The following is a 25,315-nucleotide window of genomic DNA, read 5'->3' as shown; positions in this document are numbered from 1 at the left end:
GCCCGGCGCGGCCCCGGAGTTGTCATGCGCCACCTCACCCATCCGCTCGTCGCGCCCGTCCCAGGGACCGAGCGCTGCATCCACAGCTTCCACTTCGGCCCCGCCGACAGTGGCCGCAAGGTCTATATCCAGGCCTCCCTGCACGCCGACGAATTGCCCGGCATGCTCACCGCCTGGCACCTAAAGCAGCGCCTCAAGGCGCTGGAAGCCGCCGGCGAACTCCTGGCGGAAGTGGTACTGGTGCCGGTGGCCAATCCCATCGGCCAGGACCAGCAGGTCGCCGACGTCCACCTCGGCCGCTACGAGCTGGAAAGCGGGCAAAACTTCAACCGCCGCTTCCGCGACATGACCGCCCAAGTAGAGGCCGCCGTGGCCGAGCGCCTGGGTGACGACGCAGCCGCCAACCAGGCCTTGGTGCGCACGGCCTTCCGCGACGCCCTGGCCGCGGAGACCGCCACCACCCAGCTCGACAGTCAGCGTCTGACCCTACAGCGCCTGGCCTGCGACGCCGAGGTGGTGCTCGACCTGCACTGCGACTTCGACGCCGTGGCCCATCTCTACACCACCCCGGAAGCCTGGCCCCAGGTCGAGCCCCTGGCGCGCTATTTCGGTTCGGAGGCGAGCCTGCTCGCCACCGATTCCGGCGGCCAGTCCTTCGACGAATGCTTCACCCTGCTCTGGTGGAATCTCAACCAGCGCTTCGGCGCGCGCCTGCCCCTGGGCAGTCTGTCCGTCACCCTGGAACTGCGTGGCCAGCTGGACGTGCGCGACGACCTCGCCAGCGCAGATGCCGAGGCCATCATTCATTACCTGCGTCACCAGGGCTTCCTGTCCGGCACCGCGGCGCCCTTGCCACCGCTGCGCCAGCCCGCGACCCCGCTGGCCGCGGCCGAACCCGTGGCGACCCGCCAGGGTGGCGTGCTGGTACTCAAGGCGCAGGTAGGCGAAGTCGTGGAGGCCGGCCAGATACTGGCCCAAGTCATAGACCCCATCACCGATCAGGTCGAGGACGTGCGTAGCGCCGTCGCCGGCGTCCTCTACGCGCGCTCGAATCGCCGCATGGCCACGGCCGGCATGGTGATCGCCCACGTGGCGGGTACCGAGGCCTATCGCAGCGGCTACCTGCTGTCGCCGTGATCCCTACCCTCTTTCAGCTGTGGAATCCCTATCCATGTACAAACTGACCGTCGAAGGCCTGCACAAGCGTTACGGCGACCACGAAGTGCTCAAGGGCGTCTCGCTCCAGGCCAAGACCGGCGACGTGGTCAGCCTGATCGGTGCCAGCGGCTCGGGCAAGAGCACCTTCCTGCGCTGCATCAACTTCCTCGAGCAGCCCAATGCCGTGACCATGACCCTGGATGGCGAGACCATCCGCATGGCCGATGACCGCGGTGCCGTCCGGGTGGCCGACGCGGCCCAGCTACAAAACCTGCGTACTCGCCTGGCCATGGTGTTCCAGCACTTCAATCTCTGGAGCCATCTGAGCGTGCTGGACAACATCACCCTGGCACCGCGCAAGGCACTAGGTATCAGCAAAGCAGAAGCCGAAGACCGGGCGCGCAAGTATCTGGACAAGGTGGGTCTGCCGGCACGCGTCGCCGATCAGTACCCGGCGTTCCTCTCCGGCGGCCAGCAGCAACGGGTGGCCATCGCCCGCGCGCTGGCAATGGAGCCGGAGATCATGTTGTTCGACGAGCCGACCTCGGCGCTCGACCCCGAACTGGTCGGCGAGGTGCTCAAGGTAATCAGGGCATTGGCTGAAGAAGGCCGCACCATGCTCATGGTGACCCACGAGATGGCTTTCGCCCGGGAGGTGTCTACCCAGGTACTCTTCCTGCACCAGGGCGTCGTGGAAGAGCAAGGTCCGCCAAGCGAGGTACTGGTCGCGCCGCGCAGCGAACGCCTGCGACAGTTCCTTAGCGGCAATCTGAAATAGCCCCAAGCTCCTCCCAGAGGTCTGGGATGTACCGCAGAGCGTGGGCCCTGCGGTTCATGCTCGCAATGGCTGCTGCTTAGCGCCGCTGCTGCTGGGCGCGACGCTGGGCGGCCAGTCTTTCACGCTCGCGGCTGGGGATCGGGATAGCCTTCACCAGACCGAGTCGGGCGAGCAGGTCCAGCACCAGGGCTTGTATACGGTCGTTCATGGAAACTCCTCGAGCCAGCGCTCAATCGGGGACAGCCACCTCGGGGTAGCACTCGCTACCCCTCTCGCTACCATATTGAGTCATTCCGGCTCGATTCAATCCACCCACCCGCGGTTGTTCGTCGCACTGGGCCTGCCCTTTGTCAATAAATATGTCGCCTGACCTGTTCCGGCGCGGGTTTCAGCCGGCTGCCGGTGATCGCCCTCCGTCACCGCTGATATCAGAACTCATATCAAATTTCACGGTCGCGCGACCCGGCTCTAGTTCAATTTATCGAAAACTACCTGACGAGTGGCGAAAAAACGCCGCTATCGTTCGTTATCATCAAAGGGCAAGAACGGGTTAGCCGCTGTATCTCATCCAATAACAACGAAGTCATCTGGGTGTTCTCACTCGGATGTATTCCCTGCTTGTTGTTATCCCTATATCTCTGCCCTTCTCATCGAATTCACCGGCACGGCGGGAGTGCTTCCATGAACAGATCGTTGCCTTGTCTCATCGTGCTCGGGTTGCTCAGCAGTCCGGTGCTGGCTGCCAGTTGGGGCATGCAGCGCGAGGTCGGCGATTTCGATCTGAAAATGGGCACGGCGCCTGCCCGCAGCATGGCCCAAGGCCTGGTGGCGCCGACTTCGGCCGGCATGGGTGGCGGTTTCGACCTGACCCACGACAGCGGCCTGTACTTCGGCCAATGGACCACCAACAACGCCTCCTCCGCCGATACCCCCGTGTTGGAGATGGATACCTACGCCGGCTACAAGCATCGCTTCGCACCGGGTTACGGTTACGAATTCGGGGTGATCAACTACAGCAACCTGATCCAGAACGTCGAGCCCAGCCGCGAGCTGTATTCCGGCATGACGGTCTTCGGCAAGCGCCTGGGCGCGGCCTTCGCCAACGATCCGGGTCGCCAGAATGCCTCGCTTTACGCCGATCTGGGCACGCTGCCGCTGTTCAAGACCGGCGTGTCCCTGAAGTACACCAACTATGTGCTGGATACTCCGGCAACCGTCGATAGCGGCGGCCTGGTGCGCCGATTCAACGACTGGTCGGTCAACCTGAGCCGCAAGTGGGTGAACACCCTGTTCAACCTCAGCTACAGCGGCACCAGCCTGAGAGGCGCCGACTGTTCGGTGTATTCGGGGCACAACACCTATTGCGACAACGCCCTGATGCTCAAGGCCTCGCATCCCTTCTTCTAGCGTCCGATTGCTCGTCCATTCCCGCTTGCCATCCTGGTGCGCCGCCTTGGCGATCTGCAGGCCCTGCCAAGTCCGCGACGCGACTGACTTGATCGACTCGTCGCGGCACTGGGTCCCGGTGATCCAGCGGCGGCGAGTGACGCCTGGTCGACTGCTACCCTTCGAGGCCTGGCAGCAAGCTCTCTTTCGCAACACGCGGTGATCGAAGGAAGTGGTCGGGTGCTCCTGGCGTCCCCAGCTGCACCGCGCACCCTGGCCCCATAGCCAGAGAGTGGCGTGGCAGAGCGGTTCGATCTTGCCACATGCCTTGCTGGAACAGACCTGAATTGGCGATCCTAGGCTCCGACAGTGGCTGAACTGAGCCGGCTGTCGCTATCTGAAGCCAGCCTTTGCCGACAAGGAGTGCTGTATGTTGGTCGCTGATCAGAGTCATCCATTACTCAAGCTGCTGTCCCACGACATCGGTGAGCGTGAGTTGCGTGAGTCCCTGAGGGTGGTACGCCAGTATCTGGGGATGGACGTAGCCTTTCTCGCACGCTTCCGCAAGAAGGATCGCGTGTTGGAACAGGTGGATGGCCCCGTGGATTGCCCAATCCATGAGGGCCAGATCATTCCCCTGACCGAAGGCTACTGCCAGAAGGTGGTCAACGGCGATCTGCCCGAGTTGATCCCGGACACCTCGCGAATACCGGCGACGCAACGGATACCAGCGACCGCGTCGATTCCCATCGGCTCGCACATGAGCGTGCCCATCCAGGTGAACGGCCACATCTATGGCACCCTGTGCTGTTTCGGCTTCAAGCCCAATACCAGCTTGGGCGACCGCGATCTGCAGATGCTGCGTGCCTTCGCCGAAATCCTGGCGTTGCGCCTGTACGAGGTAGAGAGCGACCGGCGCGTGCGCCAGACCGTGATCGACGAAATCGAGGCGGCCCTGGCCCAGGGTGCGCCCCGAATCGTCTTCCAGCCGGTCTTCCAGCTGGCCGACCTGCGACTGCATGGCTTCGAATGCCTGTCGCGCTTCGAGGTGGAGCCACAGCGCTCGCCAGACAAATGGTTCGACCAGGCCGCCCAGGCGGGTATCGGCGTGCGCCTGGAAGAACGGGTGCTGCGCAAGAGCCTGGCCTACCTGGAGACGTTCGCCGCGCCCTACGTCCTCAATCTCAACGCCTCACCACAGCTGTTGACCTCGCCACATCTGCTGCCCTTGTTCCAGGAGGTGCAGGACCTGTCCCGCATCACCCTGGAGATCACCGAGCATGCCATCATCGAAGACTATACCGCGCTTACCAACGCCCTCGCCCCCCTGCGGCAGCAGGGCATACGCCTGGCGGTGGACGATGCCGGTGCCGGCTATTCCAGCATGAAGCACATCCTGCAGCTGCAACCCGACCTCATCAAACTCGACATGAGCCTGACTCGCGGCATCCACCAAGACCGCAACCGCCGCGCCCTGGCGAAAGGCCTGGTCGGCTTCGCCCATGAGATCGGCTCCCAGGTCGTGGCAGAGGGCGTGGAAACGGCGGAGGAACTTTCCACCCTGCGTGACCTGCAGGTGGACTACGCCCAGGGTTATCTGCTGGGCAAGCCCCTGGCAGAGGCCGACGCCCTGGCGCTCACGGGCTGAACCTGCACGCGCTGGTCAGCCGCTGCTCGGCACGCCCAGTGCCGGGCGGCCCAGGGCGTCGCTGCGCGACCGTTCCCGCCCCAGTTGCTGCAGCGCCTGCCGCGCCCGCGTCTGGTCCTGGGGCGACAGCTCTACTAGCCACCTGACCTCGCCGGCGATGCGCGCCGCTACGGGTACGCCATCGCGATAGAGCAGCCGGTTGCCGGCCATGGCCGGCACCTTGGCGCCTGGCAACAGGGTGCCTACGAGATTGAGCGGGTCCAGCGCCGAAACGGTCACCCAACTGTCCGCTGCCGGACGTTGGCGCCACTCCCGCAGGGGCGCGATGGCTACGGGATCGGCGAATTGTTCGCCGGAAAGACCGGCGATGAAGCGACCGCCGCGAATCTCGCCCCGAGCCTCCAGACGATGGCAGGCGCGTAGCAGATCGCGCCAGGGTGGCAGCACCGCACTCTCGCGTTGCAGCAACTGCCAGCAGAGCACGCCATAGCGATGCAACAATACCCATACCAGGCGTTCCAGCAGGGCCTCCGGCAGCCGCTCTTCGATCGGTGCCTCGGCTGGCCGCAGGGCAGCCCAACGACCGGCGTCGTCCATGCCTCCGTAGAGCGGCATCCGTCCGCGGCGCGAACCGGTCCGGCTGCCCCGTTTGGCCGCCGGCAGCAGCAGGGCCCGCAGACCGGCGAAGCTGTCGGCGTTGACCGCGCCGGCGCCAACCAGCTCGCCCAAGGCCGTTTCCAGCTCGCTGCGCAGGAGCCGTGCTTCGCTCAGCAGTTCGTCGAAGAAGGATGCGCCCCGGCGGGTCAGTATTTCCAGCACTCGCTGCGCCTTGGGTGACAGCGCGTCGGGGGCGGGCGGTGCACCCAGGCGGCTCCAGTCCGCCAGGTGCCGCCGCGGCAGCAGGACGATGGGCGAACCCTTGACCGGTCCGCCGCCTCGGCCCGCTTGCGGCAGGCGCAGCCAGACCACCCGCCCGGTACGGCAGAGGTCGTCGAGACCGGTGAACAGGTAGTCCGGCAGGCGACTGGGCAGGATCTCGCCTTCCCAGCCCGCGGCAGCCACTTCGAAGCCTTCCAGCAAGCCAACGACCTGCTCCAAGGCTTCGCCACCACGCAAGGTGGCCGGCCCGGCCAGATGGTGATGTTCCAGCAGGAATCTCAGGTAGTCGGCCAGGGCCACAGGTTCGATGGCCTTGCGCAAGCGGCCCAGGGTATAGCGATGGATACGCGCCAGCAGATGACGCTCGCACCATTCGACCGCCTGGGTCTCGGCGGTGAAGTGGCCCTGCAATACATATCCCTCGCCTTGCAGCGCCAGCAGCGCGGGAGTGAGGTGCTCCGGCGACAGGCCAAGGCTCGCGGCCAAGTCGACCTGGGCCACCGGTCCCAACGCGGTAAGCCGCGCGCGCATCAGCTCCACCAAGACCGCCTCGGCATCGGCGGGCGCCATGAAACCTGGCGGTGAGCTGAGCGCCGGCTCGATGGACGCCGCGGGAAACAGCCGCTGGAACAGCGGCAGGCGTTCCGCGGCGATCCAGAGATTCACCTCCGGCAACTGCAGGCAACCGGCTCGCCCGGCCTTGGTCAGTTGCCTGGCCTGGGGCCGATACGACGCCATTTCCGCCTCGGTTAGAAAACCTACGCCCAGCAGGGCTTCATGCAGGTCATCGGCGGTCTCCACCCGCGGCCAGGCCTCCTCCCGGACCAGCGCGATGGCCGCCGGGTCCAGGGCGCCGAGGTCATCGGGATCGGCACCGCCGAAGCGGCGATTGTGCACGGCGAGGGTCCGGCGCTCCTCGACAGGCGCGTCGTCCAGATAGGCATAGGGCTTGGCCGTGAGCACCTCGGCAGCCAGCGGCGAAGGCCCCGGCAGATCCCGGGTCAGCAGGGTCAGTTGTCCCTGGGTGATGCGCTCCAGCAAGGCCAACCAGCCGCGGCTGTCGAGGGATTCGTGCAGGCAGTCGTCGAGGGTCTGGCGGACCAGCGGATGCTCCGGCACCTGGCGTTCGCCAGCGAGATTTTCCAGGCAGGCCACCTGATCGGGAAAGACCGTGGCCAGCAGGTCTTCGCTGCGCGTGCGCTGCACCTGGGTAGCCACCTTGCGCCCGCCGCTGAAGCGCGGCAGGGCCAGGGCCGTGGTGGCGTTCCAGCGCCAGCGTACGGCGAACAGGGGGGCATCGAGCAGCGCCTGGATCAGCACCTGCTCCGCGGTGGCCGGGTGCAGGTAGCGCCAGACCTCGTCGAGCACGAAGCTGTGGCTGGTGGCCAGCGACAGGATCAGGGCGTTCTCGGTCGCCGCCGCCTGCAGCTCGACATTGAAGTGGCGGCAGAATCTCTTGCGCAGGGCCAGGCCCCAGGCGCGGTTGATGCGGCTGCCGAAGGGCGCATGGATGATCAGTTGCATGCCGCCGGCCTGGTCGAAGAAGCGCTCCATCACCAGGGTCTGCTGGGTCGGCAAGGCGCCCAGTGCCTGGCGCGCTCGTCCCAGGTAATCCACCAGCTGGCGGGCAGCGCCCTCCTCCAGTTCATAGGCCGCGCTAATGCGGGCGATGGCAGGTTCCGGGGGCTCGTCCTGAGCGGGCAGCAGGGGTTCGAGCTCCGCTCGCAGGCGGGCGAGACCGGCCGACAATTCGTCGCTACGCCCCGGGGCCTCGCCGTGCCAGAAGGGAATGTTGGGCGGCTGCCCCTTGGCGTCCTCCACCCGCACCTTGCTACCTTCGATCTTGACGATGCGGTAGGCGGTGTTGCCCAGCTGGAAGACGTCGCCCACCAGGCTTTCGAAGGCGAAATCCTCGTTGACGCTGCCGACGGTATGGCCCTGGGGTTCCAGCAGCACACTGAAGTCGCCGCTCTCCGGGATGGTGCCGCCGCTCATCACGGCGGTCGCCTTGCCGCCGCGGCGACCGCGCAGCAGGCCGTTGACCGCGTCCCGATGCACATAGGCAGCGCGCGGACCGCGCCGATCCGTATAGCCCTGGCTGAGCATCTCCACGACGGCCCGGTAGTCGGCCTCGCTCAACTCGGCATAGGGCTCGGCCTGGCGCAGCACGGCCAGCAGGCCTGCTTCCGACCACTCCTGGCAGGCGACCTCGGCCACCAGTTGCTGGGCCAGCACGTCCAGGGGCGCCACGGGGATGTGCAGGGTATCCAGCTCGCCACGCCGTACGCAGTCGAGCAGGGCCACGCATTCCACCAGGTCGTCGCGGGAGGTGGGAAACAGCCGTCCCTTGGGCAGGCCGCCCACCTGGTGATTGGCGCGGCCGACCCGTTGCAGGAAGGCAGCGATGGAGCCTGGAGAGCCGATCTGGCAGACCAGGTCGACATCGCCGATGTCGATGCCCAGCTCCAGGGAGGCGGTCGCCAGCAGCAGGCGCAACTCGCCGCGCTTGAGGCGCTGCTCGGCGTCCAGCCGCTGCTCCTTGGCCAGGCTGCCGTGGTGGGCAGCGACCTGGGTAGGGCCGAGGCGATCCGACAGCTGACGCGCCATGCGCTCGGCCAGCCGACGGGTGTTAACGAACACCAGGGTGGTGCGGTGCGTCTCGGCCAGCTCGGCCAGACGGTCGTAGATGAGCTCCCAGGCCTGGGTCGACAGCAGCGCCGCCAGGGGAATGGGCGGCACTTCAAGCGCCAGGTCGCGGGCGCGCTGGTGGCCGATATCGATGACGGTACAGGGGCGGAGCTGCCCCTGGGCATCGCGCCCGACCAGGAAGGCGGCCACGGCGGCCAGGGGTTTCTGGGTGGCGGACAGGCCGATGCGCTGCAGCGGACGACCTGTGAGGGCCTCCAGGCGCGCCAGGCTGAGCGTGAGGTGACTACCCCGCTTGCCATCGGCAATGGCATGAATCTCGTCGACGATGACGCCGCGCACGCTGGCCAGCATTCGTCGACCGGAATCCGAGCCGAGCAATACGTAGAGGGATTCCGGCGTGGTGACCAGCAGATGGGGCGGCCGACGGCGCATGGCGGCCCGCTCCTTCTGCGGGGTATCGCCAGTGCGTACCGCGGTACGCAACGCCAGCGACGGCAACCCCCGCGATTCCAGCGCTGCGCTGATACCGGCCAGGGGTTCTTCGAGATTGAGGCGGATGTCGTTGGACAGGGCCTTGAGCGGCGACACATAGAGCCACAGGCAGGCCTCGGGCAGGCCGCCCTCCTGCAACGCCTCCTGCACCAGGCCATCCAGCACGGCGAAGAAGGCGGTCAGCGTCTTGCCCGAGCCAGTCGGCGCCGCCACCAGTACCGAGGCGCCGGCGCGAATGGCCGGCCAAGCCTGCCGCTGCGCCTCGGTCGGGGCGGGAAAGCGCATCGTGAACCAGCTGCGGGGCGCTTCGTGGAAGTCCGCCAGGACGGCGGCAGGCGAGTTCGAGGTCATGCACCCAATATGGGAGTGGCCACCAGGGGCCACAACCCAAGCCGACCGGCGGCTCAGGCGATGCGATTGCGCAGCTCACCGCCCTGGAGCATGGCCGCGATATTGGCCAGCATCACCTCTTGCTGAGCCTGCTGGGCCGAGGCGGCGTTGGCGGCCACATGGGGGCTGAGCACCAGGTTGGGCTGCTGGCGTAGGCGCTCGGGCACCTCGGGTTCGCGGGCGAAGACGTCCAGCGCCGCGCCGGCGATCACCTTCTGCTCCAGGGCATCGGCCAGGGCGTCTTCGTCGACCACGCTGCCGCGGGAAATATTGACCAGATGGCCTTCCGCGCCGAGCGCGGCCAGCACCTCGGCATTCACCGCACCGACGGTCTCGGCGCTGGCGCGGACCGCCACCACCAGCACATCGCTCCAGCGCGCCAGCTCCAGCAGACTGCCGTGATAGGCATAGGCCGAATCGACACGGGGCGAGCGGTTGAAATAGCCGATCTCCATGTCGAAGGCCTCGCCGCGCCGGGCGATGCGCCGGCCGATCTCGCCGAGGCCATAGATACCCAGCCGGCGGCCGGCCAGGCCCGGAACCTGGGGCATGCGCTCGACGGCGTTGCCCTGCCAGCGGCCACTGCGGACGAAGGCATCGCCCTGCAGCAGGCGCCGCGCGCTGGCCAGGATCAGACCGAAGGCGAACTCGGCCACGGCGGTGGCATTGGCGTCGCCGGCGGTGGTCACGGCGATGCCACGGGCGCGGCAGGCATCCAGTTCCACCCCTTCGTAGCCGGTACCGTAGCAAGCCACCAGCCGCAGCGCCGGCAGGGCGTCCAGCAGCGCGGCGCGGGTCGGCAGGCCGCCGATGGTCAGCAGCGCCACGGCCTCCTCGGCCCCCGCCGGCAGCGCCGCGGGATCGGCGGAGGGAAAGGGACCCAGCACCCGGTAGTGGGCTTCGAGCTGGGCGACCAGCCCCTGAGGCAATTGCGGGGCCATCAGCAACGTCGGTTTCATCTTGCAACACTTTCCCTGGCCGAAAACCCAAGCGTCGCCAGCAGGAGCCGTGGTCGTCAACCATTCTCTTTAGGCTGCCGCTTTCGGCGGTCTTCGTCAGTGCCTCCGAACCAAGCCAAGTCCTTGATCGGCTTGGAAATTAGCGCAACTTGTCGAACCTTACCCAGGTCCGATCGGCGTCCGCCAACCACACAGGGATTTTCGGGATGACCAGAGTTCTCCGCCAGGCCGGCACCACCTGCTGTCTTGCCTTCCTTGCCGGCAGCCTGCCGCTGACCGCCACGGCGCTGGAATTCAGCGGCTACGGGCGGGTGGGCGTCGGCGGTTCCGCCGAAGGCGGCAAGCAGAGCTGCTTCCAGCTGCCCGGGGCACCGGCCAAGTACCGCCTGGGCAACGAATGCGAGACCTACTGGGAACTCGAACTGCACCAGACGCTGTACAAGGGCGTCGATGGCACCGAACTCAAGGTGCACGGCATGGCCAGCCTCTACAACGTCTACGACCAGACCCCCACCTTCAGTGGCGACAACGGCAACGTGCGCCTGCCGCAGCTCTGGACCAGTCTCAGCCTGCCGGCGCTCAATGGCGGTGGCCTCTGGGCCGGGCGCCGTTACTACAAGCGTCACGACATCCATATCAACGACTTCTACTACTGGAATCCGAGCGGTACCGGTTTCGGCGTGGAGGACTACGGTCTGGGCGACAGCGGCCTGCGGCTGAGCTACGCCTTCAGTCGCGAGGACAACATCGACCAGCCGGACAAGGCCAACCGCCACGACCTGAACCTGGGCGGCATCAAGACCAATCCCGGTGGCGAGATCGAACTGGGGCTGTCCTACATCCAGCGCGCGGGCCAGGTCCAGAACGCCCACAGCGGCTGGTCGGCCACCGCCGAGCACAAGCAGGCGCAATTCTTTGGCGGGGTCAACGTCTTCACCGTGCAATACGGCCGCGGTCCGGGTACCGGCCTGGGTGCCACCGGCAGCCTGACCGCCGACCGGGACTACGAAAGCCTGCGCATCCTCGAATCGCCGCGCTGGCAACTCACCCCGCGCTTCGGTGGCCAATTGCTGGCGCTCTACCAGCGCGACCGCGCCCCCGGCGATGGCGGCCAGACCTGGTATTCCTTCGGTGTGCGGCCCAGCTACGCCTTCACCCGGCTATTCAAGCTGCAGGTGGAATTCGGCCATGACCAGATCCATCCCGACAGCGGCGCCACCCGCAAGCTGAACAAGGTCACCGTCGCCCCGACCCTGGCGCTGGGCGGCATGGGGTTGATGGACCGTCCGGAGATCCGCCTCTACTGGACCTACGCCAGCTGGAACCGCGGTGCCCAGGATGCTGCAGTGGCCGGTACGGCGCTGTCCGACAGCGGCGCCTTCGGCGACGCCCGCCATGGCAACAACTTCGGCGTGCAGCTGGAAACCTGGTGGTAAGCCCGCGTAAGCGAGACCGCCCGTCATAACCGGGCGAACTAAACTTATGCCGCCCGGTCGGTTTCCTGACTACCAAAAGGCCGACCAGGGAGAACGCCATGAATCCTCTCGCCCGCGAGCTGCCCGCAGCGAGTGACACCGCCAACACCCTGCTCGAGCGCTTCCAGCGCGTACGCCGGGCCAGCGAGGCGCTCTGCGCCCCGCTCACCGTCGAGGATTACGTCATCCAGAGCATGGCCGACGTCAGTCCGCCGAAATGGCACCTGGCCCACGTCACCTGGTTCTTCGAGGCCTTCATCCTCAAGCCCTTCCTCAAGGACTACCAGACGCCCAATCCGGCCTACGACTACCTGTTCAACTCCTATTACGAGACCCACGGCAAGCCCTTCCCCCGGGCGGCCCGCGGGCACCTGTCGCGACCGGGCGTGGACGACGTCTATCGCTTTCGCGCCGCGGTCGACGAGGCCATGGCCGAGTTGCTCAGCGCTCCGCCGGCCGAGCATGCCGCCGAGATCGCCCGGCGCCTGGAGCTGGGTCTGCACCACGAGCAGCAGCACCAGGAATTGCTGCTCATGGACATCAAGCACATCCTGGCGCAGAACCCCCTGCACCCGGTCTATCGCGCCGACCTGGCCAAGGGCCCCGCGGCCGCGGTCGCGCCCCTGGGTTGGGAAGCGCATCCGGGCGGCGTTCGCCATGTCGGCCATGGCGGCGACGGCTTCGCCTTCGATTGCGAGACGCCGGTGCATCGGCAGTTCGTCGACGACTTCCAGCTGGCCGATCGACTGATCACCAATGGCGAATACCTGGCCTTCATCGAGGACAACGGCTACTCCCGCAGCGATCTCTGGCTGTCAGATGGCGCCGCGGCCATCCGCACCCTCGGCTGGCAGGCGCCGCTGTACTGGGAGAAGCTGGACGGGGTCTGGCATAACTTCACCCTGGGTGGCCTGACCCCGGTGGACCCGTCCGCACCGGTCTGCCACCTGAGCTTCTACGAAGCCGATGCCTACGCCAGCTGGGCCGGAGCCCGGCTGCCCACCGAGGCGGAATGGGAAACCGTGGCGGCGCGCCAACCGATCCAGGGCAACTTCGTCGACCAGGATCACCTGCAGCCCATCGCCAGCGCGGGCCAGGGCATGCGTCAGCTATTCGGCGACGTTTGGGAGTGGACCGGCAGCGCCTTCCGCCCCTATCCCGGCTTCAAGCCGCTGCCGGGCAGCCTGGGCGAATACAACGGCAAGTTCATGTCCGGCCAGATGGTCCTGCGCGGCGGCTGCTGTGCGACCCCTCAGGACCATGTGCGCGCCTCCTATCGCAACTTCTTCTATCCCACCATGCGCTGGCAGTTCTCCGGTCTGCGCTTGGCCAGAGAGGTCTGACCCATGGCCCTTGCCGTGCGCTTCTTCGATCAGCAACCGGTGGACGTCGCCGACAGCTCGCTGCGGGACGATGTGCTTCAGGGCTTTGCCCAGACCCCCAAGGCGCTGCCGCCCAAGTACTTCTACGATCAGCGCGGCTCGGAGCTGTTCGAGGCCATCACCCGCCAGCCCGAGTACTACCCCACGCGCACCGAGGAGGCCATCCTCACGGCGGCCAGTGGCGAGATCGCTCGCCTGGCCGGACGCGACGCGGCCCTGGTGGAACTGGGCAGTGGCGCCAGTCGCAAGGTGCGCCTGCTGCTGGAAGCCATGCGCCCGGTGGGTTACCTGGGCATCGACATCTCCCGGGACTTCCTGCTGGCCAGCACCCAGCGCCTGGCCGCGGACTATCCCTGGCTGGACGTCAGCGCCGCCTGCGCCGACTTCTGCCGGCCGATGACTCTGCCCGACAGCCTCGACGGGCTGCGTCCGGTGGCCTTCTTTCCCGGTTCCAGCATCGGCAACTTCACCCCCGAAGAGGCTGGTGTCTTCCTGCGCAACCTGCATCGGATGCTGCCAGAAACGGGCGGCCTGCTGATCGGCGTGGACCTGATCAAGGACCAGGCGCGCCTGGACGCGGCCTATAACGATGCGGCCGGAGTCACCGCCCAGTTCAACCTCAATCTGCTCGAACGCATCCGCCGCGAACTCGATACCGACCTGGACCCGACCCGCTTCCGTCATCTGGCCTTCTTCGATCCCGTCGCCTCGCGCATCGAGATGCACCTGGTCAGTACCCGCGACCAGACCGTGCGTCTGGAGGACCGCCGTTTCACCTTCCGCGCCGGCGAACGACTGCATACCGAAAATTCTTACAAATACAGCCTGGAGGGGTTCCGCGCCCTGGCCGAAGACGCTGGGTTTAGACAGCTGCGGGTCTGGACGGACCCGGCCCAGCTGTTCGCCGTCTTCTACTTCGCCGCCTGAGCTGCCTGGGAAACCAGTTGCCGTGACGGCCGACGCAAGGGAACTCTCGACCCGATCACGCTCTAAGTAGCAATCTGCTACTACAGCGTATCGGGAAGACGCCATGGAGCCTGCACCTCTGACTGCAGCCAACGAACGCCAGCGTCTCGCCCTGTTGCGCGACCTTGCCTTGATCGACCGTCCTTCGGACCGCGCCTTCCAGGACATCACGGAACTGGCGGCCAAGCTGTTCGATACCCCCTACGCCATGATCTGCTTCCTCGATGGCCAGGACGTGCACTGTCGGGCAACGGTCGGCTGCCGCCCGTTCTCCGTCCCCCGGGAAGCGTCCTTCTGCATTCATTTGCAAGGTCGGGCGCAGCCGCTGCAGGTGGAGGACACCACCCTCGACGAGCGCTTCGCCCACCTGCCGGCAGTGACCGAATCGCTCAAGGTGCGCTTCTACCTGGGCGCACCGATCCGCACCGCCGAAGGGCTGATGCTGGGCAGCCTGTGCCTCTTCGCCCAGCAGCCCCGTACCGCCCTGCCCGCCGACCGCCTGCTCATCCTGCAACAACTGGCGGACCTCGCCGCCCAGCACATCGAGTTGCTGCGCACGGGCGCCTATTGGGACCCGGTCACCCAGTCGCCCAACGGCCAGCGTTTCATCCAGGACGCGGAAGCCTTGACCCGCGACGGCCAGGCGGTGATCGCGGTAGCTGCGGACCTGTTCGCCCAGAGCTATCTGAACGACTTCATCAAGGCCATGGGCCAGGCCCATCTCGATGGCCTGGAGCGGGCCATCAAGCAGCACCTGCGGCGCTTGCTGCCCAACGGCCAGCCGCTGTATCGCCTGGGTGTGGCGCGCTTCGGCTTCCTGCTGCACGACACCGACGAGGCAGCCCAGCAGGCCTTGCTGGAAAACCTGCAACAGCAGCTGACCGGGGTGATCGACTACAACGGCATCCCGATCCAGACCCGCCTCGGGCTGGGGGTGATGTCCCTCACCGACGATCATCCGACCGACTGGCTGCGCGCCCTGATCGCCACCGCCGACGATGCCCGCGCCGAGATGCGTGGCTGCCGCCACTTCGATCCGCAGCATGACGCCGCCTATCGCCGCGCCTTTGCCCTGCTTAGCGCCCTGCCCCAGGCCCTGCGCAGTGAGGGTCAGCTGAGCCTGGTGTACCAACCGCGTATCGACCTGGCCACCGGGCGCTGCCACAGCGTCGAGGCGCTGCTGCGTTGGCAGCATCCGCACCTGGGCCCGGTCAGCCCGGCGGAATTCATCCCGCTGGCGGAGAAGACCGCGCTGATCACTGCCCTGAGTGGCTGGGTGCTGCGCACCGCCATCACCCAGGCCTACGGCTGGCAGCGCGAAGGCCGCACCTTGGGCATGGCGATTAACATTTCCGCCCACGACCTCAACGATCCGGACTTCGCCGACCAGGCCGTGGCGCTGTTGCAGCGCTATCCGGTCAGCCCGCGGCGGCTGGAGCTGGAAGTTACCGAGAACGCCCTGCTGGGTGACGACACCCTGATCCATCGCCAGCTCGCCACCCTGCGCGAGCTGGGCATCGGCATCGCCATCGACGACTTCGGCACCGGCTACAACAACCTGTCGCACCTGCGCGAACTGCCCGCCGACACCATCAAGATCGACGGCAGCTTCGTGCGCGAGCTACCCCATCGCGACAAGGATCGGCTGATCGTCAGCTCGCTGATCGAACTGTCCCATCACCTGGGCTTCCGCATCACCGCCGAGGGCATCGAGACCGCCGAAGCCCTGGCCAGCCTGCTCGCCATGGGCTGCGACGAGGGTCAGGGCTTCTGGATTGGCAAGCCCATGGCCGAACCCGAGTTGCAGGCCTGGCTGCTGGTACAGCAACCCGACCTGCAGCGCCCGGCGCGCCGGGCGCCGGTGTTCCAGCTGTTCGACGGCGCGGCCAAGCACTGACCGCTCCCGAGCCTCACTCCGTCGTGCGCTTGCGCGGCGGGGCGAAGCCATCGGCCGAGGTGGGTACCAGGGCACCCGGGCGACGCTCCGACTTGGGTTTGGCCTTGGCCTTGCCGTCCTTCTTGCCCTCGGTCTTTTTCTTCTTGACGCCCGCCGCCTTGCCCGAGGCCTTGAGCTTCTTCGGGCCGCTATAGCTGGCCTTGAGACCCGGCAACTGGCGGCGCTCGAATCTGAGCTTGAGATAGCGCTCGATGCTGGACATCAGATTCCAGTCGCCATGGGTGACGAAGGAAATCGCCAGCCCCGCCTCGCCCGCTCGGCCAGTACGACCGATGCGGTGGACGTACTCATCGCCACTACGCGGCAGGTCGTAGTTGATCACCAGGTCCAGGCCCTCGACGTCCAGGCCGCGGGCGGCCACGTCGGTGGCGATCAGCACCTTGACCGCGCCGCTCTGCAGCCGCTCCACGGCCAGCTTGCGATCCTTGGTGTCCTTGTCGCCATGCAGCACGAAGACCTTGAGGCCCTCGGCGATCAGGCGCCCGGTGAGACGATCGGCCTGCACCTTGGTGTTGGTGAAGACGATGGCCTTGCGATAGGTCTCGTTGGCCAGCAGCCACTGCAGCAGACGTTCCTTGTGCGGCGGCTCGTCGGCCAGGATCACCTGCTGCACCACGGCTTCGTTCAGTTCGCCGGTACGATCGAGCAGGAGATTCTGCGGCTCGCGCAGCACCTGCTCGACCACCTGGCGCAGGGCGTTGCCGCCGCCGGTGGCGGAGAACAGCAGGGTCTGGCGACCCTCACGCTCGCAACTGGCGGCGATCTGCAGCACGTCTTCGGAGAAGCCCATGTCGAGCATGCGGTCGGCTTCGTCCAGCACCAGCATCTCGATGTCTTTCAGGTCGACGTTACCGGCGTTGCGCTGCTCCAGCAGGCGGCCGGGAGTGGCCACCAGGATCTCCGGATTCTTGCGCAGGCCGGCGGCCTGGACGCGGAAGTCCTCGCCACCGATCACCAGGCCGGCCTTGAGGAAGGTGAACTGGCCGAAGCGTTCGATTTCCTTGGCGGTCTGCTGTGCCAGCTCGCGGGTCGGCAGCAGGATCAGGGCGCGGGCGCCAGACTTGGGCTTGGGGTCCTTGAGCAGGCGATCCAGCAGCGGCAGCAGGAAGGCGGCGGTCTTGCCGCTGCCGGTGCGCGCAGTGACACGCAGGTCATGACCTGCCAGGGCCGGGCCCACGGCGGCGGCCTGGACCGGGGTGGGCGTCTTGAAGCCCAGGGTGTCGAGGGCCTTGAGCAGGCGCTCGTGCAAAGCGAGTTCGGTAAACACGGGTAAACCTCGGTAACGAAAGGCGGCCGCCGCGGGCGACCGCGGGTGATCAGGGAAGCAGACGGCTGCGGAACAGCGCCTGGTGCTCGCGGCACTGGGCAGCGGCGAGCAGGAAGACGCCATGGCCGCCACGCTCGAAGTCGAGCCAGGTGAAATCGACCTCCGGATAGAGCGCCTCGACGTGGACCTGACTGTTGCCTACTTCCACGATCAGGATGCCCTGCTCGGTAAGATGATCGGCCGCTTCGGCCAGCATCCGCCGTACCAAGTCCAGGCCGTCGTCGCCACAGGCCAGACCCAGCGCGGGCTCGTGCTGGTATTCGGCGGGCATGTCGGCGAAGTCCTCGGCATCCACATAGGGCGGATTGCTGACGATCAGGTCGAAGCGCTGCCCCGGCAGACCGGCGAAGCCGTCACCCTGAACGGTGTAGACGCGGTCTTCCAGACCATGGCGCTCGATGTTCTGCCAGGCCACTTCCAGGGCGTCGTAGGAGAGATCGCCCAGGGCCACCTCGGCCTCGGGGAAGGCATAGGCGCAGGCGATGCCGATGCAACCGGACCCGGTGCAGAGATCGAGGATGCGCGCTGGCGCGGCCGGCAGCCAGGGTTCGAAGCGGGCGTCGATCAACTCGCCGATGGGCGAACGGGGTACCAGCACCCGCTCGTCGACCACGAAGGGCAGCCCGCAGAACCAGGCCTCGCCGAGCAGATAGGCGGTGGGCACCCGCTCCTGGATACGCTTGTGCAGGAGCACGCCGAGTTCGTAGCGCTCGTCGTCTTCCAGGGCGCAATCCAGGTAGCGGTCGGCGGTGTCCCAGGGCAGGTGCACGGCGCCCAGCACCAGGGCGCGGGCCTCGTCCCAGGCATTGTCATAGCCATGGCCGAAGAACAGCCCTTCGGCATGGAAACGGCTGACGGCCCAGCGGATGTGGTCGCGCAAGGTGCGCAGGCGGGATTCGCTCATGAAAGGCTCCGGATGATCAGCCGCGCATTCTAACCCGCGCCCGGTCCGGCTGCAGGAACTTAACGTCGGAGGCTTTCTTCCTAACCCTAGACCTTCAGCGAGGAGAACATCATGAACAAGACCGTAGCCGACCATCTCTGGGACCGTCTTGGCCAGTGGAACGTCGAACGCGTCTTCGGTTATCCGGGCGATGGCATCAACGGCATCATGGGCGCCCTGGGCCGGGTGGCCGACCGGTTCGACTACGTGCGGGTGCGCCACGAGGAGATGGCCGCCTTCATGGCCTGCGCCCACGCCAAGTTCACCGGCGAGGTGGGCGTCTGCCTGGCCACTTCCGGGCCGGGCGCCATCCATCTGCTCAACGGCCTGTACGATGCCAAGATGGACCATATGCCGGTGGTGGCCCTGGTCGGCCAGCAGGCGGCCTCGTCACTGGGCAGCGACTATCAGCAGGAAGTCGATCTGCACAGTCTGTTCAAGGACGTCTCCGCCTATGTGGAGACGGTGGTGCACCCGGCACAGCTGCGCCATGTCCTCGACCGCGCCTTCCGCGTGGCCATCGCCGAGCGCCAGGTGGCGACGGTGATCATCCCCAACGACATCCAGCAATTGCCGGCGGTGGAAAGCCCACCGCACCAGCACGCCAATGTGCTGTCCGGCGCCGGCGCCATCCCGCCGCGGCCCTATGCCCAGGAAGACGATCTCCAGGCCGCCGCCGATATCCTCAACGCCGGCCAGAAAGTGGCGATGCTGGTGGGCGCCGGCGCCCTGCAGGCGCGTAGCGAGGTGATGGCCGTCGCGGAGAGGCTCAGCGCCGGGGTGGCCAAGGCGCTGCTGGGCAAGGGGGTACTGTCGGACGAGTTGCCCTATGTCACCGGCTCCATCGGCCTGCTCGGCACCGAGGCCAGCGACCTGCTGATGAAGGAATGCGACACCCTGCTGATCGTCGGCTCGACCTTTCCCTACACCGAATTCCTGCCCAAGGAAGGCCAGGCCAGGGCGGTGCAGATCGACCTGCACGCGCGCAACATCAGCCTGAGGTATCCCATCGAGCAGCCCCTGCTGGGCGACGCCGCGGAAACCCTGAGGCGCCTGCTGCCGCTGCTGGAGAGCAAGCCCCACGCGAAATGGCGGACGCGAATCGAAGAGAGCGTGGCCGCTTCCTGGAAGTCGATCAAGCAGCGAGCCCTGGCGCCGGCCGATCCGATCAATCCGCAACGGGTGTTCCATGAACTCTCCAGCCAGCTGCCGCCGGACGCCATCCTCTGCGGCGATAGCGGTTCCCACACCAACTGGTACGCCCGCGACATCCGCATGAGCGGACAGATGCTGGGGTCGCTGTCGGGCAAGCTGGCGACCATGGGCTGCGGCATTCCCTATGCCATCGCGGCCAAGTTCGCCCATCCGGATCGCCCGGTGATCGCCCTGGTGGGCGACGGCGCCATGCAGATGAACGGAAATGCCGAACTGGTCACCCTGCAGCAGTACTGGAAGAGATTCAGCAATCCGACCTTCATCGTCATGGTGCTCAACAACGGCGACCTCAACCAGGTGACCTGGGAGCAGCGTGCCCTGGCCGGCGATCCCAAGTTCGCCCCGGCCCAGGACGTGCTCGATTTCCCCTATGCCCGCTACGGCGAATTGCTGGGTTTCAAAGGCCTGCGCATCCATCGCCCGGACGAGGTGGCCGACGCCTGGCAGCAGGCCTTCGAAGCGGATCGGCCGGTGGTGCTGGAATTCGTCACCGACCCCAGCGTACCGCCGCTGCCGCCGCACATCAGCTTCGAACAGGCACGGGCGTTCCTCGGCTCCATCGCCCGCGGCGATGCCAATGGCTGGGACATGCTCAAGCAGGGCGCGCGGCAGTTGCTGCGTTGAGGCTACCGGCGTGCCGCGCCGCCTCGATGAGACGCGCGGCCGCCGGGTTGGGTTTGGCCACGAAGGCATAGAAGCGTGCCCTGGGTAGTTCCGGCAGACCTTCGTCCTGGCCCAGCAGGCGCAGCCCTTCTTCGCACTGCCGATAGGTGATGACGGTCAAGGCAAAGCCGGCCCGGGCCGCCGCCAGGCAACCCGCCATGCTGCTGCTCTCGAACACCACGCGCCAGGAATGACCGCTCCGACCGAGCGCCTCGACAGCCGCCTCGCGATACACACAGGATTCGGGAAACAACGCCAGGGGCAGCGTCTCTTCCAGGGACAGGGATCGGTCCTTGGCGAAGGCCCAGGCCAGCGGCTCTTCCCACAGCAGCTCGCCATCCTCCTCGATCCGCTGGCAACGCTTGCCGAATACCAGATCCAGGCGTCCGCGCTCCTGCTGGCGGAGCAGATCGGCGGTGATACCCACCTTGAGTTCCAGCGTCGCCGCCGGATGTTCGCGCTGAAAGCGCTGCAGTACCTGCGGCAGCCAGGCGCTGGCGAAATCCTCTGAGGCGCCCAGCCGCAGACGACCGCTCAGGGGCGTGCCACGCAGCCGTGCCCGGGCCTCGCGCTCCAACTCCAGGATGTTGCGACCATAGCTGTAAAGGGTGTCCCCGGCCTGGGTCAGCTCCAGACGCCGGGTGGTCCGCAGCAAGAGGCTCGCCTGGGTCATGTGTTCGAGCCGGCGAATGTGGCCGCTGATCGCCGAGGGCGTGAGGGCGAGGCGATCCGCCGCCGCGACGAAGCTGCCGTGGTCCACCACCGCGACGAAGGTCCGCAGCAGCAGCGTATCCAGGGGCGATCCATCTGGGCTAAGAGTGGTCATGGGCTGACTCGACACGAAACATCATCAATGGACCGCCATTGTTCGCCAATCGGCATGACTCGTCCACCTAGGCTGGGCCTTACCACCCACGAGAGATACTTCCATGCCACCCTATCGCCACGTCACCACCGCCCTGCTCGACATCGCTTATCTGGAATGGAATCCCGCCGGACGCTGCACCGCTGTTCTGCTGCATGGCTGGCCGGACAGCCCCCGCGGGTGGCAGGAGGTGGCTGAGCGCCTGAGCGCGGCAGGCTACCGGGTGCTGGCCCCGGCGCTGCGTGGTTTCGCCCCGACGCGCTTCCGTCACCACGCCACGCCCCGCACCGGCCAGTTGACCGCCCTTGGCCGGGACCTGTTGGATTTCATCGCTGCCCTGCAACTGGAGCGACCGGTGCTGGTCGGTCACGACTGGGGTGCACGCGCGGCCGCCATCGCCTGTGGCCTGCAAGACCCTCTCGCCACTCACCTGGTCTTGCTGTCCGTAGGCTATGGCACCAATGCGCCGGACCAGCCCCTTGACCTGCTGCAGGCACGCAATTACTGGTATCACTGGTACCTGGCGACGCCCCGCGGTGCCCAGGCACTGGCGGAAGATCGGACTGCCTTCGCCCGGCTGATGTGGGACACCTGGTCACCACCGGATAACTGGTACTCAGAAGCCGACTTCGCTGCCGCGGCCGACGCCTTCCAGGGCGACGACTGGCTGGCGGTGGTGCTGCATTCCTATCGTCACCGCTGGGGTTTCGCTGCGGGAGATCCGGCCTATGCCGAAGAGGAGCGTCGCCAACGACCCGCGCCGGTCCTGAGTCTGCCCACGCTGGTGCTGCACGGGGAGGCGGATACCTGCAATCACCCCGCTACCTCGGCCGGCCGGGAAGCCTTCTTCCAAGGACCTTATGAGCGACGGGTACTCGCCGGGGTGGGCCATTTTCCCCACCGCGAAGCTCCCACGCTCATCGCCGAGGCGCTGCTGGACTTCTGTGGTTCAGGTGACTAGACAGGCGCTCCAGAGCGACCCAGGCTCGCTAAGGCGCGCCGAGGCGTATAACCTCGGCAGCCTGATGCGCATCCTGGGGTATGAAGATGAAGTTGCCCGAGCAAGACCGTTTCGATCCACCGCCGCTGCGTTTGCGGCAGCCCTTCGTCACCAGGCTGACCGCCGGCCTAGGACTGCTGTCGGTGCTGGCCGGCCTGGCCGCCGTGCTGGTTGGCGGGAGCGCCCTGTTGGAGCTGCCGGCGCTGGCTCCCTATCTGGTCCTGGAACGCGACGTCGCCCTGGGCTTGCTGGGCGGTGGTGCGCTCCTGATGCTCCTGGGCCGCTGGCTCCGCCTGCGCAGCCAGCGGCGCTGGCGTTATCGTAATTCCCTCAGCCTGGCCCCGGAACTCAAGCGCCGGCGCTGATCAGCGCTGGCGCAGTCGCGCCAGCGCGCCGCCGATGATGCCGGTGGCGCAGCCCAGTAGCAGTCCGCCGACATGGGCACCGTTGGCGATGGAACCGAAGCCGAGCAGATCGAAGACGCCGGTGAGGCAGATCACCAGCCAGATCAGCATCATGGCCACCACGCCACGGGGCATGCGATAGGCCGGGTTGGGCGCCAGCCACTGGAACAGCCAGCAATGGCCGAGCAACCCGTAGAGCACGCCGGAAAGGCCACCGAACAAGGCCGGTCCGCTCCAGGCGTACTGCACGAGATTGGCGCCGGCGGCGAACACCAGGGTCAGGAGCAGCAGCATCAGGCCGCCCTGACGAAATTCGATGCGACGGCCCAGCTCCCAGAACCAGAGGGCGTTCATCGCCAGGTGCAGCACCCCGAAGTGCAGGAAGATCGGTGTGACCAGCCGCCACCATTCGCCACGGGAGAGGCTGACGTCCAGATCGAGGAAGGCGATGTGGTCGGCATCGATCAGGCGGAAGTCCTGCAGCGTCAGGTAATGGATGAACGCCAGGTTGTCGCCGAACTCGGTCGCCAGGCCCAACGCTAGAGTGATTATCAGGAAGAGCGCGCTGATCGGGCTGGCCTTGAGCTGGGTCAGCAGACCCACGCCAGCCGAGCGCGGCGCAGCCTTGACCTGGCCCTGGGGGTCGCCATCGGGGTAGCGCTCGTAAAGAGAGCGGGTTTCCTCGACCCGCGCCGGATCGAGCACCCAGAGCACCTGGCTGTCGCCCTCTTCCACCACGCGGTGGCGAATCTGCAAACGGCGCAGGAGCTGGGTGAAGCCCAGCAGGTCTCGGCCCAGGGGTACCCGGAGCACGGGTTGCGGCTGGTTCATCGGCCCTCCTCCCGCTGCACGTCGATCCAGACGAACTTCTCCGGATCGATCTGGCGCTCGTCGTCGAGACGATAGGCCACCAGCTTGCCGTACTTGACCGCGCTGTAGTCCAGGCAGGCCAGGTTGGGCCGCAGGGGTTCGGGATGACCGTCGCGCCAGTAGTGGCCGACGAACAGCATGGGCTGGTCCTCTCCGTAGCAGAGCAACCCGGCCTTTTCCTCGTCGCTCAGGCGTTCGCAGGCGATCTCCGCCGGCAGGGCATCGGGCTGGAAGACCACGTCGCCATAGGTCTGGGGATCGCTCTCCCAGAACTTGGTGCGAAAGCGCGCCCGCACGTAGCCGTCGCTGCCGGTGAGGCGCAGACCATGGGGCAAGGGCAGCGAGACGCCGTTGAGCAGCCGCGAGGCGACCCGACTCGGCAGGCTGCCGGCGCGGATGGACTGGCGAACGAAATCCTCGTCGATGCAGGCATCCGGATAGTGGTGCAGGAATTCGTCGATCAGTCGCTGATCCCAGCAGGCATGGACGATGCGGAAGTGGCCGAAGTCCTTGCACAGCGGCAGGGTGTAGAGCCAGCGCAGGTGATCCTGCCACTCCTCGGGATGGTCGGCGAAGGCGCTTAGGGTCTCCTGGATGAGCTGGCGATGCCGCGGGGTGTGCTCACGCACCCAGGTCTGGCCGCTGCCGGGCGTGGCCGGGGTATGCCAGGCCAGGGCATTGAGTTCGTGGTTGCCGAGGATGCAGTGGGCATGGCCGCCCTCGACCATGGCGCGGACCCGCCGCAGTGCACCACGGATGCGCGGGCCGCGGTCGACCAGGTCGCCGAGGAAGATCGCCTGGCGCTCGGGGTGCTGCCAGACGCCGTCCACCTGGCGGTAGTCGAGGCGCTCCAGCAGCAGGTCCAGGGTATGGGCGCAGCCGTGGAGGTCACCGATGAGATCGTAGCCCAGCGGCATCAATCGTCTCCCAGCCGACTGCCCCAGCCGAGCTTGGTCCGGCAGATCTCGTAGTAGTTGTGATCCAGCGGATGGATCAGCCTGAGCTTGTGGGGCTTTTTCTGAATGGTCACGGTATCGCCGGGTGCGCAGGTGAAATGATTCTGGCCATCACAAGAGACCTGCGGATAGATGGTCATGTTCGGCGACACCAGGATCGACAGGGTGCTGTCGCCGGAAACCACGATGGGCCGGCTGGACAGGGTGTGCGGGTACATGGGCACCACCACGATGGCGTCCAGCTTGGGATGCATGATGGGGCCGCCGGCCGACAGCGAGTAGGCGGTGGAGCCGGTGGGGGTGGCGACGATCAGGCCGTCGGCGCGCTGGCTGCAGACGAACTGACCGTCGATGTACAGCTCGAATTCGATCATCCGGGTGGACTTGCCAGGGTGCAGCACCACGTCGTTGAGCGCATCGCCCTGGCCGATGATCTCGCCGCCGCGCTCGACGAAGGCATCCAGCAGGAAGCGCGTCTCCATCAGGTATTGGCCGTCGAGCACCTCGGCGACCTTGGTCTCCAGCTCGTCGGGGCGGATGTCGGTGAGAAAGCCGAGCTTGCCGCGGTTGATGCCCAGCACCGGTACGCGCGGACGCACCAGGGCGCGGGCGGCGCCGAGCAGGCTGCCGTCGCCACCGACCACGATCACCAGGTCGCAGATCTCGCCCATGAGCTTGCGCGACACCGTCTGCAGGCCATGGCCGGGCAACACCTCGGCGATGGTGTTCTCCAGGATGACGTTGCGGTTCCGCGCCAGCAGAAACGTCTTCAGCCGGCGGATGGTGTCCAGCACCTGGGTGCTGCCGAGTCGGCCGATGATGCCAATGTTACGAAAGGAGTCCATGTCGCGCCGGCGGCCCCGTTGGCTGGATTGGGCGGAAAGTATGGGCGAAAGCCCGTGGCAGCGGCAAACCGCCTGCATCCGACCACGGGTCGCCTCGGTTGATCCGCC

The 25,315-nt window shown here is 66.7% G+C and carries 20 protein-coding genes; 11 read left to right on the top strand and 9 right to left on the bottom strand.

What is annotated here, in order from left to right:
• Window positions 1–24: 24 nt before the first annotated feature.
• Together QZ471_RS03830 and QZ471_RS03825 are read left to right on the top strand one after the other, a co-directional pair.
• The gene (locus tag QZ471_RS03830) at window positions 25–1,137 is read left to right on the top strand and encodes a succinylglutamate desuccinylase/aspartoacylase family protein (RefSeq protein WP_295461027.1); all 1,113 of its coding nucleotides are present in this window, start codon (window positions 25–27) and stop codon (window positions 1,135–1,137) included.
• Window positions 1,138–1,171: 34 nt separating this feature from the next.
• On the top strand, window positions 1,172–1,936 hold the full coding sequence (locus QZ471_RS03825; protein ID WP_295461025.1) for an ATP-binding cassette domain-containing protein: 765 nt from the start codon (window positions 1,172–1,174) through the stop codon (window positions 1,934–1,936).
• Window positions 1,937–2,012: 76 nt separating this feature from the next.
• On the opposite strand, the gene QZ471_RS03820 is transcribed toward QZ471_RS03825, so the two are convergent.
• The gene (locus QZ471_RS03820) at window positions 2,013–2,144 is read right to left on the bottom strand and encodes a hypothetical protein (RefSeq protein ID WP_295461024.1); all 132 of its coding nucleotides are present in this window, start codon (window positions 2,142–2,144) and stop codon (window positions 2,013–2,015) included.
• A 473-nt stretch (window positions 2,145–2,617) separates the two neighbouring features.
• On the opposite strand from QZ471_RS03820, the gene QZ471_RS03815 reads away from it, so the two are divergent.
• Both QZ471_RS03815 and QZ471_RS03810 read left to right on the top strand, forming a co-directional pair.
• The gene (locus QZ471_RS03815; RefSeq protein WP_295461022.1) at window positions 2,618–3,343 is read left to right on the top strand and encodes a TorF family putative porin; all 726 of its coding nucleotides are present in this window, start codon (window positions 2,618–2,620) and stop codon (window positions 3,341–3,343) included.
• Between the two features lie 409 nt (window positions 3,344–3,752).
• Window positions 3,753–4,970 (top strand): EAL domain-containing protein, encoded by a 1,218-nt coding sequence (locus QZ471_RS03810; RefSeq protein WP_295461021.1) that lies wholly within the window; start codon window positions 3,753–3,755, stop codon window positions 4,968–4,970.
• 15 nt (window positions 4,971–4,985) lie between these two features.
• Here the strand turns inward: QZ471_RS03810 and QZ471_RS03805 are convergent, their stop codons facing one another.
• Both QZ471_RS03805 and QZ471_RS03800 read right to left on the bottom strand, forming a co-directional pair.
• Window positions 4,986–9,341 carry a DEAD/DEAH box helicase gene (locus tag QZ471_RS03805; protein WP_295461020.1) on the bottom strand — a complete coding sequence of 1,452 codons (4,356 nt, stop codon included), beginning with the start codon at window positions 9,339–9,341 and terminating at the stop codon, window positions 4,986–4,988.
• A 53-nt stretch (window positions 9,342–9,394) separates the two neighbouring features.
• Window positions 9,395–10,339 carry an NAD(P)-dependent oxidoreductase gene (locus QZ471_RS03800; RefSeq protein WP_295461018.1) on the bottom strand — a complete coding sequence of 315 codons (945 nt, stop codon included), beginning with the start codon at window positions 10,337–10,339 and terminating at the stop codon, window positions 9,395–9,397.
• Window positions 10,340–10,545: 206 nt separating this feature from the next.
• Between QZ471_RS03800 and QZ471_RS03795 the strand changes: the two genes are divergently transcribed.
• From QZ471_RS03795 to QZ471_RS03780, 4 genes are all read left to right on the top strand, one after another.
• The gene (locus QZ471_RS03795) at window positions 10,546–11,775 is read left to right on the top strand and encodes a carbohydrate porin (RefSeq protein WP_295461017.1); all 1,230 of its coding nucleotides are present in this window, start codon (window positions 10,546–10,548) and stop codon (window positions 11,773–11,775) included.
• A gap of 98 nt (window positions 11,776–11,873) precedes the next feature.
• Complete coding sequence (gene egtB / locus QZ471_RS03790) at window positions 11,874–13,157, top strand: ergothioneine biosynthesis protein EgtB (RefSeq protein ID WP_295461016.1); 1,284 nt, start codon at window positions 11,874–11,876, stop codon at window positions 13,155–13,157.
• A 3-nt stretch (window positions 13,158–13,160) separates the two neighbouring features.
• On the top strand, window positions 13,161–14,123 hold the full coding sequence (gene egtD / locus QZ471_RS03785) for an L-histidine N(alpha)-methyltransferase (protein WP_295461014.1): 963 nt from the start codon (window positions 13,161–13,163) through the stop codon (window positions 14,121–14,123).
• 103 nt (window positions 14,124–14,226) lie between these two features.
• The gene (locus QZ471_RS03780; RefSeq protein WP_295461012.1) at window positions 14,227–16,059 is read left to right on the top strand and encodes an EAL domain-containing protein; all 1,833 of its coding nucleotides are present in this window, start codon (window positions 14,227–14,229) and stop codon (window positions 16,057–16,059) included.
• A gap of 13 nt (window positions 16,060–16,072) precedes the next feature.
• Here the strand turns inward: QZ471_RS03780 and QZ471_RS03775 are convergent, their stop codons facing one another.
• Together QZ471_RS03775 and prmB are read right to left on the bottom strand one after the other, a co-directional pair.
• The gene (locus QZ471_RS03775) at window positions 16,073–17,386 is read right to left on the bottom strand and encodes a DEAD/DEAH box helicase (RefSeq protein ID WP_295461011.1); all 1,314 of its coding nucleotides are present in this window, start codon (window positions 17,384–17,386) and stop codon (window positions 16,073–16,075) included.
• Between the two features lie 49 nt (window positions 17,387–17,435).
• Window positions 17,436–18,350 (bottom strand): 50S ribosomal protein L3 N(5)-glutamine methyltransferase, encoded by a 915-nt coding sequence (gene prmB / locus QZ471_RS03770; RefSeq protein WP_295461010.1) that lies wholly within the window; start codon window positions 18,348–18,350, stop codon window positions 17,436–17,438.
• A gap of 111 nt (window positions 18,351–18,461) precedes the next feature.
• Here prmB and QZ471_RS03765 point away from each other — a divergent pair, with 111 nt between their 5' ends.
• Window positions 18,462–20,228, top strand: coding sequence for a thiamine pyrophosphate-requiring protein (locus QZ471_RS03765; protein ID WP_295461008.1), 1,767 nt, complete (start codon window positions 18,462–18,464; stop codon window positions 20,226–20,228).
• Here QZ471_RS03765 and QZ471_RS03760 read toward each other — a convergent pair.
• On the bottom strand, window positions 20,197–21,093 hold the full coding sequence (locus QZ471_RS03760; RefSeq protein WP_295461006.1) for a LysR substrate-binding domain-containing protein: 897 nt from the start codon (window positions 21,091–21,093) through the stop codon (window positions 20,197–20,199). The genes QZ471_RS03765 and QZ471_RS03760 overlap by 32 nt on opposite strands.
• Before the next feature lie 103 nt (window positions 21,094–21,196).
• Between QZ471_RS03760 and QZ471_RS03755 the strand changes: the two genes are divergently transcribed.
• Both QZ471_RS03755 and QZ471_RS03750 read left to right on the top strand, forming a co-directional pair.
• Entirely contained in the window at window positions 21,197–22,093 is an 897-nt protein-coding gene (locus tag QZ471_RS03755; protein ID WP_295461005.1) for an alpha/beta hydrolase, read from the top strand.
• Window positions 22,094–22,179: 86 nt separating this feature from the next.
• Window positions 22,180–22,497, top strand: a complete 318-nt coding sequence (locus QZ471_RS03750) for a hypothetical protein (RefSeq protein ID WP_295461003.1) — start codon at window positions 22,180–22,182, stop codon at window positions 22,495–22,497.
• Here the strand turns inward: QZ471_RS03750 and QZ471_RS03745 are convergent, their stop codons facing one another.
• Genes QZ471_RS03745 through QZ471_RS03735 form a run of 3 tightly spaced genes read right to left on the bottom strand, consistent with a single transcriptional unit; the run spans window position 22,498 to window position 25,207 of the window.
• Window positions 22,498–23,367, bottom strand: coding sequence for a rhomboid family intramembrane serine protease (locus QZ471_RS03745; protein WP_295461001.1), 870 nt, complete (start codon window positions 23,365–23,367; stop codon window positions 22,498–22,500).
• Entirely contained in the window at window positions 23,364–24,323 is a 960-nt protein-coding gene (locus tag QZ471_RS03740) for a metallophosphoesterase (protein WP_295460999.1), read from the bottom strand. The genes QZ471_RS03745 and QZ471_RS03740 overlap by 4 nt, the downstream gene beginning before the upstream one ends.
• Window positions 24,323–25,207, bottom strand: a complete 885-nt coding sequence (locus tag QZ471_RS03735) for an NAD(+) kinase (protein ID WP_059226153.1) — start codon at window positions 25,205–25,207, stop codon at window positions 24,323–24,325. The genes QZ471_RS03740 and QZ471_RS03735 overlap by 1 nt, the downstream gene beginning before the upstream one ends.
• Window positions 25,208–25,315: the final 108 nt, after the last annotated feature.

The organism is uncultured Pseudomonas sp. (assembly GCF_913774235.1).
Classification (GTDB): Bacteria; Pseudomonadota; Gammaproteobacteria; order Pseudomonadales; family Pseudomonadaceae; genus Chryseomonas.
Note: the sequence above shows the minus strand (reverse complement) of the source record. Positions and strands in the feature narration are given on the sequence as shown.

Excerpts from the sequence above, each read along its gene's own strand:
- QZ471_RS03805 (WP_295461020.1), bottom strand. The coding sequence starts at position 9,341 with ATGACCTCGAACTCGCCTGCCGCCGTCCTGGCGGACTTCCACGAAGCG.
- QZ471_RS03760 (WP_295461006.1), bottom strand. The coding sequence starts at position 21,093 with ATGACCACTCTTAGCCCAGATGGATCGCCCCTGGATACGCTGCTGCTG.
- QZ471_RS03735 (WP_059226153.1), bottom strand. The coding sequence starts at position 25,207 with ATGGACTCCTTTCGTAACATTGGCATCATCGGCCGACTCGGCAGCACC.
- QZ471_RS03745 (WP_295461001.1), bottom strand. The coding sequence starts at position 23,367 with ATGAACCAGCCGCAACCCGTGCTCCGGGTACCCCTGGGCCGAGACCTG.
- QZ471_RS03755 (WP_295461005.1), top strand. The coding sequence starts at position 21,197 with ATGCCACCCTATCGCCACGTCACCACCGCCCTGCTCGACATCGCTTAT.
- QZ471_RS03820 (WP_295461024.1), bottom strand. The coding sequence starts at position 2,144 with ATGAACGACCGTATACAAGCCCTGGTGCTGGACCTGCTCGCCCGACTC.
- QZ471_RS03780 (WP_295461012.1), top strand. The coding sequence starts at position 14,227 with ATGGAGCCTGCACCTCTGACTGCAGCCAACGAACGCCAGCGTCTCGCC.
- prmB (WP_295461010.1), bottom strand. The coding sequence starts at position 18,350 with ATGAGCGAATCCCGCCTGCGCACCTTGCGCGACCACATCCGCTGGGCC.
- QZ471_RS03740 (WP_295460999.1), bottom strand. The coding sequence starts at position 24,323 with ATGCCGCTGGGCTACGATCTCATCGGTGACCTCCACGGCTGCGCCCAT.
- egtB (WP_295461016.1), top strand. The coding sequence starts at position 11,874 with ATGAATCCTCTCGCCCGCGAGCTGCCCGCAGCGAGTGACACCGCCAAC.
- QZ471_RS03810 (WP_295461021.1), top strand. The coding sequence starts at position 3,753 with ATGTTGGTCGCTGATCAGAGTCATCCATTACTCAAGCTGCTGTCCCAC.
- QZ471_RS03750 (WP_295461003.1), top strand. The coding sequence starts at position 22,180 with ATGAAGTTGCCCGAGCAAGACCGTTTCGATCCACCGCCGCTGCGTTTG.
- QZ471_RS03795 (WP_295461017.1), top strand. The coding sequence starts at position 10,546 with ATGACCAGAGTTCTCCGCCAGGCCGGCACCACCTGCTGTCTTGCCTTC.
- QZ471_RS03825 (WP_295461025.1), top strand. The coding sequence starts at position 1,172 with ATGTACAAACTGACCGTCGAAGGCCTGCACAAGCGTTACGGCGACCAC.
- QZ471_RS03765 (WP_295461008.1), top strand. The coding sequence starts at position 18,462 with ATGAACAAGACCGTAGCCGACCATCTCTGGGACCGTCTTGGCCAGTGG.
- egtD (WP_295461014.1), top strand. The coding sequence starts at position 13,161 with ATGGCCCTTGCCGTGCGCTTCTTCGATCAGCAACCGGTGGACGTCGCC.
- QZ471_RS03800 (WP_295461018.1), bottom strand. The coding sequence starts at position 10,339 with ATGAAACCGACGTTGCTGATGGCCCCGCAATTGCCTCAGGGGCTGGTC.
- QZ471_RS03830 (WP_295461027.1), top strand. The coding sequence starts at position 25 with ATGCGCCACCTCACCCATCCGCTCGTCGCGCCCGTCCCAGGGACCGAG.
- QZ471_RS03815 (WP_295461022.1), top strand. The coding sequence starts at position 2,618 with ATGAACAGATCGTTGCCTTGTCTCATCGTGCTCGGGTTGCTCAGCAGT.